This window comes from Mesorhizobium sp. M2A.F.Ca.ET.039.01.1.1 (genome assembly GCF_003998035.1).
GTDB lineage: Bacteria > Pseudomonadota > Alphaproteobacteria > Rhizobiales > Rhizobiaceae > Mesorhizobium.
The window spans coordinates 1-9,209 of record NZ_RZRY01000208.1 but is presented as its reverse complement, the minus strand read 5'-3'; the positions used below and the strand labels follow the sequence as shown (position 1 = coordinate 9,209).

Below are 9,209 nucleotides of genomic sequence, written 5' to 3'. Positions count from 1 at the left end.
GTGCAGTGCAATATAACTTACCGTCCTATCGTGCGGCACTCAACGACAAATGTTGTCGCGGGCAAATGAGCGCCTGCAAGCCATATGGCACAAACGCATGGCGCGAATGCGGCGACGGCGCGTGTCGAGGCGCTGCCGGCCACCCTCGCGCGCCGGCGCTACCACAAGGCGCCGCCGGTGATCTGGATGTTTTCCATGGTGATGCCCCTGGCGGCGTCCGAGCACAGGAAAAGCGTCAGCGCGGCAAGCTCCTCGACGGTGACGAATTCCTTGGTCGGCTGCGCTGCCAGCAGCACATCGTGCTTGACCTGTTCCTCGGTCATGCCGCGCGCCTTCATCGTGTCGGGGATCTGCTTCTCGACCAGCGGCGTCCAGACATAGCCGGGCGCGATCGCATTCACGGTGATGCCGTCCTGCGCCAGTTCCAGCGCCACCGTCTTGGTCAGGCCGGCAATGCCGTGCTTGGCCGAGACATAGGCCGACTTGAACGGCGAGGCGACCAGCGCATGCGCCGAGGCCGTGTTGATGATGCGGCCCCATTTGCGACCCTTCATGCCCGGCACCGCCGCCTTGATGGCGTAGAAGGCGGCCAGGAGGTTGATGCGGATGATGGCCTCCCACTTGTCGTCGGGAAATTCCTCGATCGGCGCGACATGCTGGATGCCGGCATTGTTGACCAGGATGTCGAGGCTGCCGAACGCCTCCTCGGCCTCATGGATCATGGCGGTGACGGCTGCGCCATCCATCATGTTGGCGTCCGAGTAGCGGCACTTGACGCCGAAATCCTTTTCGATGCCGGCCCGCTCCTGCTCGATCGCCGCGGCATCGCCCAGGCCGTTGATGGTGACGTTGGCGCCCTCGGCGGCGAAGGCCCGGGCGATTGCCAGGCCGATGCCGCTGGTCGAGCCGGTGACGAGCGCATTCTTCGAAGACAGGGAACCCATGGGAGATCTCGCGACAGGAGGGAAGGGAACTACAAGGGCACATAGTTTGTGCGCCGCAGGATGACAATGCCATGACCATATGTCGTAGCGATTACAATGTTGTGATGCTGTCCGATGCCCGCCAAGCTGGCGCTCGATGCGGGTGACATGGCACTGTCATGGTGCCGTGCAACATATCCTGCCGCGCGTCCAGCGCGTGTCGTTCCTGAACCGATGGGTGAATAGCTTGGAAATCGACGATGTCGTGAAGCGCGCCTACGCGATGCCCCTCACCAACCCTTCCTTCCCGCCCGGACCCTACCGTTTCTTCGACCGCGAATACATCATCATCACCTACCGCACCACGCGTGAGGCGTTGGAGGCGGTCGTGCCCGCGCCGCTCGAGATTGACGAGCCGCTGGTCAAATACGAGTTCATCCGCATGCCGGACTCGACCGGCTTCGGCGACTACACCGAGACCGGCCAGGTCATCCCGGTGCGCTATAAGGGCCAACATGGCGGCTATGTGCATTCCATGTATCTCGACGACGACGCGCCGATCGCCGGCGGCCGCGAGCTCTGGGGCTTCCCCAAGAAGCTCGCCAGCCCCAAGATCGTGCATGAGGGCGAGGTGGTGGTCGGCACGCTGCATTATGGCAGCGTTCTGTGCGCCACCGGCACCATGGGCTACAAGCATCGCGAGGCCGACCACGACCAGGTGCTGGCAGCGCTCGCCGCGCCCAATTTCCTGATCAAGATCATTCCGCATGTCGACGGCAGCCCGCGCATCTGCGAGCTGGTGCGTTACTATCTCACCGACGTCACACTGAAGGAGGCCTGGACGGCGCCCGCCGCGCTCGACCTGCGCCCCCATGTCATGGCCGATGTGGCCAAGCTGCCTGTGCTCGACATCGTTTCGGCCGTGCACTTCACGGCCGATCTGACGCTCGGCCTCGGCGAAGTCGTGCATGATTATCTCGCCGACCACGGCCGATCGACTGCCGGCGTGAAGGCGCTGGAGAAAGCCGGTGCTTGAGCGCAACCGCAACAGGGCGGCCGCCGCCACCATCGCTGAAATCACCGCGCAATACGACCGCATCGCCCTGGTCTTCCAGGGCGGCGGCGCGCTCGGCGCCTATCAGGCCGGCGTCTATCAGGCGCTAGCCGACGCCGGCTGCGAGCCGACCTGGCTGTCCGGCGTCTCGATCGGTGCCATCAATGCCTCGATCATCGCCGGCAACGAGCCGAGCCGCCGCCTGCAGCGGCTGGAGCAGTTCTGGCAGACCGTCTCGGGCCGCAAGATCTGGGCCTATACGCCGGAAGGCGACATCTATCGCGATATCCGCAACCAGACCTCGTCATTCATGACCATGGCCATGGGCCAGCCGGGCTTCTTCAAGCCGCGCAGCCCCAACCCCTGGTTCCAGCTGGCCGGGGCAGACGGCGCCACCAGCTTCTACGACACCGCCGAGCTCAAGGACACGCTGGAAAGCCTGATCGATTTCGACGTGCTGAACGACGGCAGGAAGCGGTTGAGCGTCGGTGCGGTCAATGTCCGGACCGGCAATTTCGTTTATTTCGACACCGACAAGGTGCGCATCGGGCCGGAGCACATCATGGCGAGCGGCGCGCTGCCGCCGGCCTTTCCCTCGATCCGCATCGAGGGCGAGTATTACTGGGACGGCGGCATCGTCTCCAACACGCCGCTGCAATATCTGCTCGACCAGGAGGAGGACCGCTCCTCGCTGGTTTTCCAGGTCGATCTGTTCAGCGCCCGCGGCGTGCTGCCGCGCGGCATGGCCGACGTCCTGTCGCGCCACAAGGACATCATGTATTCCAGCCGCACGCGCCAGAACACCGACAATTTCCAGCGCATCCACGCGCTCAAGATGAAGCTGCTTGACGCGCTGAAGCGCGTGCCGCCGGAGCAGTTGAAGGACGGCGAGAGGGAATTGATCGCCGATTATTCCGACGCCGGCGTGGTCAACATCGTCCACCTGATCTACCAGCACAAAGGCTATGAAGGCCACGCCAAGGACTATGAGTTCTCCGGCACCTCGATGCGCGAGCACTGGGAGATGGGCCTGGAAGACACCGAGCGCACGCTGCGCCACAAGAAGTGGCTGATGCTGCCCGACAATGCCGAAGGCGTCACCATCCACGACCTGCATCGCGAAGACCCGACCTGATCAGCCCTGCGCTGCGGCTTTCAGCGGCATCGTATCTGTTGGCCGCGAGAACCCAGTCGTTCGATCGAGCGGATCGGCCCTACGAGACTGTCGAAACTCTGCCTCGCGTCGTCATCCACGGGCGGAGCAGCCGCGAAGCGGCGTCGCGAAGACCCGAGGATCCATTCCGTGGCTTGGCGCGAAGGGTAAAGACGGCGCAGAACAAAGATCTTTCTGACCGCCGTGACGCTCATAGGTAACGGAATGGATTCTATGGTCTGCGCCGCGTCGCTTCGCTCCTTGCTCCGCCATGGAATGACGACATGAGGGGCGCCTCGGCTATCTCCGAGCGCTATTTCGACGCAGCAAATACATCCCTCGCGACTCGTGTCCCGAACATGGGTTTTGCCCAAACAAAAAAGGCAGCGCCGGCGACCGGCGCTGCCTTTTTGAACTCTTTGCGCTAGACTCAGAAAACGTGGCGGAAGATCACGAACAGCACGAAGGCGAGCGCGATCGAGCAGGGCAGCGTGAGCACCCAGGCCAGCAGAAGATTGCGCACGGTCGACCACTGCAGGCCGGAGCCGTTGGCCGCCATCGTGCCGGCGACGCCGGACGACAGCACATGGGTGGTCGACACCGGCAGGCCGAGACGGTCGGCCATGCCGATGGTGACCATCGCGACCAGCTCGGCGGCGGCGCCCTGGCCATAGGTCAGGTGGCTCTTGCCGATCTTCTCGCCGACGGTGACGACGATGCGCTTCCAGCCGACCATGGTGCCGAGCCCAAGCGCCAGCGCCACGGCGATCTTCACCCACAGCGGGATGAACTTCGTCGCGTTGTCGACCGCCTTGTGATAGTCGGTGACCGCCTTCAGGTCGGCGTCCTGCATAGGCAGCAGCTTCTTCTTGTCAATCAGCTTCAGCGCCTCGCCGATCAGGTAGATGTCGTTGCGCGCGTTGCTGACCAGGTCGGTCGGAACGTTGTCCACGGTGGCGTAGGGCTGCAGCCCGGCGGTCGTGCTGTGGATGTAGGTCTGCAGTGCGAGCGTCGTCTGGTCGTTCCACGACTTGCTGCGCACAGCTTCCTGCACGGCGGCCTTTGCGGCATTGGCATCCGCGACGGTGACCCCCGGCTTGACATATTTGCCCAGCGCCTGCTCGACGGCGACGGACGCCGACTTATAGGCGTCGAGATAGTTGATGTCGGGCGTGCGGTTGAGCGCATAGGCGGTCGGCACCACGCCGATCAGGATCAGCATGATCAGGCCCATGCCCTTCTGGCCGTCATTGGAGCCATGCGCGAAGCTGACGCCGGTGCAGGTGAAGATCAGCAGCGCGCGGATCCACCATGGCGGCGGCGTTTTGCCCTTCGGCGCTTCGTAGAGGGCAGGATTACGCACCAGGAGCTTCATCGCATAGAGCAGCACCGCGGCGGCGAAGAACCCAACGATCGGCGAGACCAGCAGGGTGGTGCCGACATTGGTCGCCTGCCCCCAATCGACGCCGCTGGTGGCGCTTCCTGCCGGAGCCATGAACTGGTTGGCGAGGCCGACGCCGATGATCGAACCGACCATGGTGTGCGAGCTCGAAGCCGGCAGGCCGAGGAACCACGTGCCCAGGTTCCACAGGATGGCGGCGACCAGAAGGGCGAACACCATAGCGAAGCCGGATGACGAGCCGACCTGCAGGATGAGCTCGACCGGCAGCAGCGACAGGATGCCGAACGCCACGGCGCCGCTCGAGGTCAAGACGCCGAGGAAGTTGAAGACGCCGGACCACATGACGGCGAATTCGGCCGGCAGCGACCGCGTGTAGATGACGGTGGCGACGGCGTTGGCGGTGTCGTGGAAGCCGTTGACGAATTCGAAGCCCAGCGCAATCAGAAGCGCTATGCCGAGCAGGATCCACGGTACCGTCTTGGCGATCGCCAGATCCTGGCTGAGCGCGTAGCCGACATAGATGATGCCGACGAGCACCAGCACGCCGAAAGCCGGCAGAAACCATTTCGCCCCGCCCGATTGCTCCAAGGGATGATCCGGTCTCGGGATCCCCGCCTCACTTGAAACTACGTCCACCATTGTCCCACTCCATTTGCATTGCAGCAAAGAACCGGGAAGGACGCTATGTCCCTAGGATGAAGCTGGTGTGACGCCTTGGCCGGCAGGCCACCTATCCGGCTATCTTCAGGAGCGAGGCCACCAGAAGCTTATGCTCGTCTTCGGAAAGCACATCGGAATCGAAAAGGTTCATGCTGCGCATCCCCTCGATGGCGAGAAAGCAGACCAGCAGCGAGCCGAGATCGCTGGTCTCTTCCTTCAACCGTTCGAGCAGTTGGTGCTTGAAGGCCTTTATCGGCGCCAGGAAATCGGGATCTTCGGCGATCGCCGAGAAAATCCAGGAGGCCGAGGGTTTCGGTCGCTCGCAGTCGTCGGCCGACAGCTTGATATAGGCCGAGAGGGCGCTTTCGTGCCTGGCCTCGGCGGTGCGTGCTTCCAACGCCGTCTGGAAGTCGCGGAGATAGCTTTCGACAAGGCCCTGCATCAGCTTGGCCTTGGTCGGGAAGTTGTAAAGCAAGCCGCCCTTCGACACCCCGGCGCGGCTGGCGACTGCCTCGAGCGACAAGCTTCCCGGGCCTGCTTCGCGCGCCACGTCGGCGGCGGCGGCAAGTATCTTTTCGCGTGAGTTTGCCCTGGGTGCTCTCATCACGCCTCCCCTATATTAGCTTAGGCGGAATTGACAAGACCGTCCAGCCGGTACAGTAAGGCGCCGTTTGAAGTCGGGACCTGTTGTCGATATCCCGGCATCGATTGTTTGCCGGTTGCCGACTCGAGGGGACTGTCCGTGAAGCGCTTTTTCACCATCGCTGTGTTCCTGATTCTGCTCGCTCTCGTCTGCGTCGGCATCGTTGGTTTCAACTTCATGCGCGATGCCGGCATCAAGCAGTATTTCGCCACCATGAAGCCGCCGGCCGCCACGGTCTCGACAGTGGTCGTCAAGCCTTCGGAATGGACGCCGGGCGTCGAGGCCATCGGCACCGTCAATGCCGTGCGCGGCGTCGACCTTACCGTCGAAACGAGCGGCATCGTCAAGAACATCCTCTTCCACGCCAACCAGAAGGTCGCCACCGACGCGGTGCTCCTGCAGCTGGACGACGCGGTCGAGAAGGCTGATCTGGTGGCGCAGAAGGCGCAGGCCGCCTCCGACCAGGCGGCGCTGACCCGCGCGATCGAATTGCAGCGGCGCGGCGTCGGCACGGACGCGACGCTCGACGCCGCGCGCGCCGCCGCGGATGCCTCGGCGGCACAGGTGAACAAGCTGCAGGCGGTGCTCGACCAGAAGCAATTGTCCGCGCCCTTCGGCGGCACGGTCGGCATCCCGAAGATCGATATCGGCCAATATCTGGCCCCCGGCAATTCGGTGGTGACGATCCAGGATCTGGACACGATGCGGGTCGACTTCACGGTTCCCGAACAGCAGCTGCCGCTGCTCAAGATCGGCCAGACCGTCAAGCTCGGCAGCAGCCTTGCGGACATGTCGTTTGCCGGCTCCATCCGCGGCATCGATCCCAAGATCGATCCGGCAAGCCGGCTGGTTTCGATCCGCGGCGAGGTCGCCAATCCGGAAGGCAAGCTGACGCCTGGCCAGTTCGTCCAGATCCGTGTCGAGCTGCCGCAGGAAGACAATGTCATCTCCGTGCCGCAAACCGCGGTGACGACGAGCCTCTACGGCGATTATGTCTTCGTGGTTGTGCCGGCAAAGCCGGCGGAGGGCGCCGCTGCCGCGCCGGCAAAGCCGGACGAGCAGAAGGCCACCGCCGATGCCGCCAAGCCGCAGGCGGACGCGTCCAAACCCGCCGACAACGCCACGAAGCCGGCTGACGCCAAGCCGGCCGATGCCGCGCAGCAGCAGGCGTTCACCATCTCGCAGATCTTCGTGAAGCTCGGCCGCCGCAACAACGGCATGGTCGAGATCGTCGAGGGCCTCAAGGACGGCGACCAGGTCGTCACCGCCGGCCAGAACCGGCTCTTCAACGGCATGTCGGTTGCTGTCGACAACACTATCGACCCCAGCAAATCGGCGAACAAAGAGGTTCAGCAATGAGCTTTTCCGACCTCTTCATTCGCCGGCCCGTCTTGTCGACGGTGCTGGCCTGCATGATCCTGCTGCTGGGCTTCCAGGGCATCTTCGGCCTGTCGATCCGCCAGTATCCCAAGGTTGACGAGACGGCGATCACGATCACCACGGCCTATCCGGGCGCCAGCGCCGACCTCATCCAGGGCTTCATCTCGGCGCCGATCGCGCGCGCCGTCGCCTCGACCGAAAACATCGACTACGTCACCTCGTCCAGCCGTCCGTCCTCGAGCACGGTCACGGTGCAGATGAAGCTCGGCTCCAATCCGGACGTCGCGCTCGCCGAGGTGCTGTCCAAGGTCCAGGGCGTGCGCGGCACCTTGCCGGACGCCTCCAAGGATCCGGTCATCGTCAAGGGCACCGGGCAGCAGTTCGCGATGATGTACATCTCGATGCAGAACCCGAACATGACGAAGGAGCAGCTCACTGAGTATATCGAGCGCGTCATTCGGCCCCGCATTTCGACCGTGGAAGGCGTCGCCGACGTCCAGATCTTCGGCGCCCAGGAATATTCCATGCGCATCTGGATCGACCCGATCCGGCTCGCCGCGCGCGGCGCCACGGCGGTTGACGTGCTGACCGCCATCAACAACTCGAATTTCCTGTCGGCGCCCGGCAACACCCAGAACGAGTATGTGGTCTCCTCGATCACCGTGCATTCGACCCTGCAGACGCCGGAGGCCTTCGCCCAGCTCCCGATCCGCTCGACGAACGGCGAGGTTGTGCGCCTGCGCGATGTCGCGCGTGTCGAGCTCGGCGCGGCCAGCACCGACACCAGGGTGAGCTTCAACGGCAAGCCGGGAACCTTCCTCGCCATCTTCCCGACGCCGGCCGCCAACCCGCTGACGACTGCGGCCGCGGTCACCAAGCTCGTGCCGGTGATTCAGGAAACGCTGCCGAAAGGCATGACGATCGAGGTCGTCTACGACGCCACCGGCCAGATCAGCGCCTCGATCGAGGAAGTGTTCAAGACCATCGGCGAGGCTGTCGCCATCGTCATCGTGGTGATCCTTCTGTTCCTCGGCTCGTTCCGCTCGGTGATGATGCCGATCGTGACCATCCCCCTGTCGCTGATCGGCGTCTGCTTCATCCTGTTTGCGGTCGGCTACTCGATCAACCTTCTGTCGCTGCTTGCCATGGTGCTGGCGATCGGCCTCGTCGTCGACGACGCCATCGTGGTGGTGGAAAACATCCACCGCCACATGGAAGAGGACCACATGTCGCCGATGCAGGCGGCCTTCAACGGCATGCGCGAGATCGCGACGGCCATCGTGGCGATGACCATCACGCTGGCCGCCGTGTTCGCCCCACTTGCCTTCACCGGAGGCCTGACCGGCGCGCTGTTCCGCGAATTCGCGGTGACGCTGGCCGGCTCTGTGGTGCTGTCGGGCCTGATCGCCATGACGATCACGCCGATGATGTCGGCGCGTTTGCTGAAGGCTGGCCAGCACGGACGCTTCCAGCGCATCGTCGATGGTACATTCAGCCGCGTCGAGCGCTTCTATGAACGGGCCGTCACCGCCTCGCTCCGGAACCGGCCGGTGACGCTGATCATCGTCGTGGCGCTTGTCGCCCTCACCGGCTTCATGTTCACCAAGACCTCGACCGAACTGGCGCCCGAAGAAGACCAGGGCTTCCTGCTCTCTCTGGTGACCGCGCCGCGCTATGCGACCTCGGACTACACCGAGACCTATGTCAACCAGATGCTCGGCCTGGTGAGGGACATCCCCGAGACCCGGGCGCAGTTCTCGGCCGTCGCCTTCGGCGGCGCCACCAACAGCGCCTTTGTCGGCTTCGCCTTCAAGGACTGGGCCGACCGCAAGCGCAATTCGAAGGAACTGCAGGCCGACATCACCGCACGGCTCGCCAAGGTCGCCGGCGTTCAGGCCTTCGTCTTCGCGCCGCCGACGCTGCCCGGTTCCGGCGGCGGCCTGCCGATTTCCATGGTCGTGCGCTCCACTGGCGACCCTTCGGAGGTCTTCGAT

The 9,209-nt window shown here is 63.9% G+C and carries 7 protein-coding genes; 4 read left to right on the top strand and 3 right to left on the bottom strand.

Annotation, left to right across the window (positions count from 1 at the left end; genetic code table 11):
* Nucleotides 1-158: 158 nt before the first annotated feature.
* Nucleotides 159-944, bottom strand: coding sequence for a 3-hydroxybutyrate dehydrogenase (locus tag EOA24_RS17240; protein ID WP_127409926.1), 786 nt, complete (start codon nucleotides 942-944; stop codon nucleotides 159-161).
* 226 nt (nucleotides 945-1,170) lie between these two features.
* Here EOA24_RS17240 and EOA24_RS17235 point away from each other — a divergent pair, with 226 nt between their 5' ends.
* Nucleotides 1,171-1,959, top strand: coding sequence for an acetoacetate decarboxylase (locus tag EOA24_RS17235; protein WP_126080906.1), 789 nt, complete (start codon nucleotides 1,171-1,173; stop codon nucleotides 1,957-1,959).
* Nucleotides 1,952-3,112, top strand: a complete 1,161-nt coding sequence (locus EOA24_RS17230) for a patatin-like phospholipase family protein (RefSeq protein WP_126080905.1) — start codon at nucleotides 1,952-1,954, stop codon at nucleotides 3,110-3,112. The genes EOA24_RS17235 and EOA24_RS17230 overlap by 8 nt, the downstream gene beginning before the upstream one ends.
* A 448-nt stretch (nucleotides 3,113-3,560) precedes the next feature.
* On the opposite strand, the gene EOA24_RS17225 is transcribed toward EOA24_RS17230, so the two are convergent.
* Together EOA24_RS17225 and EOA24_RS17220 are read right to left on the bottom strand one after the other, a co-directional pair.
* A complete protein-coding gene (locus EOA24_RS17225) occupies nucleotides 3,561-5,171 on the bottom strand; it encodes an inorganic phosphate transporter (protein ID WP_126080904.1) in 1,611 nt (536 codons plus the stop codon).
* A gap of 91 nt (nucleotides 5,172-5,262) precedes the next feature.
* The gene (locus EOA24_RS17220; RefSeq protein ID WP_126080903.1) at nucleotides 5,263-5,796 is read right to left on the bottom strand and encodes a TetR/AcrR family transcriptional regulator; all 534 of its coding nucleotides are present in this window, start codon (nucleotides 5,794-5,796) and stop codon (nucleotides 5,263-5,265) included.
* Nucleotides 5,797-5,934: 138 nt separating this feature from the next.
* Here EOA24_RS17220 and EOA24_RS17215 point away from each other — a divergent pair, with 138 nt between their 5' ends.
* Nucleotides 5,935-7,194 (top strand): efflux RND transporter periplasmic adaptor subunit, encoded by a 1,260-nt coding sequence (locus EOA24_RS17215; RefSeq protein ID WP_245463393.1) that lies wholly within the window; start codon nucleotides 5,935-5,937, stop codon nucleotides 7,192-7,194.
* The coding region (locus EOA24_RS17210; RefSeq protein WP_133374535.1) for an efflux RND transporter permease subunit at nucleotides 7,191-9,209 on the top strand (2,019 nt) is incomplete at its 3' end. The genes EOA24_RS17215 and EOA24_RS17210, both read left to right, overlap by 4 nt.

Excerpts from the sequence above, each read along its gene's own strand:
- EOA24_RS17225 (WP_126080904.1), bottom strand. The coding sequence starts at position 5,171 with ATGGTGGACGTAGTTTCAAGTGAGGCGGGGATCCCGAGACCGGATCAT.
- EOA24_RS17240 (WP_127409926.1), bottom strand. The coding sequence starts at position 944 with ATGGGTTCCCTGTCTTCGAAGAATGCGCTCGTCACCGGCTCGACCAGC.
- EOA24_RS17220 (WP_126080903.1), bottom strand. The coding sequence starts at position 5,796 with ATGAGAGCACCCAGGGCAAACTCACGCGAAAAGATACTTGCCGCCGCC.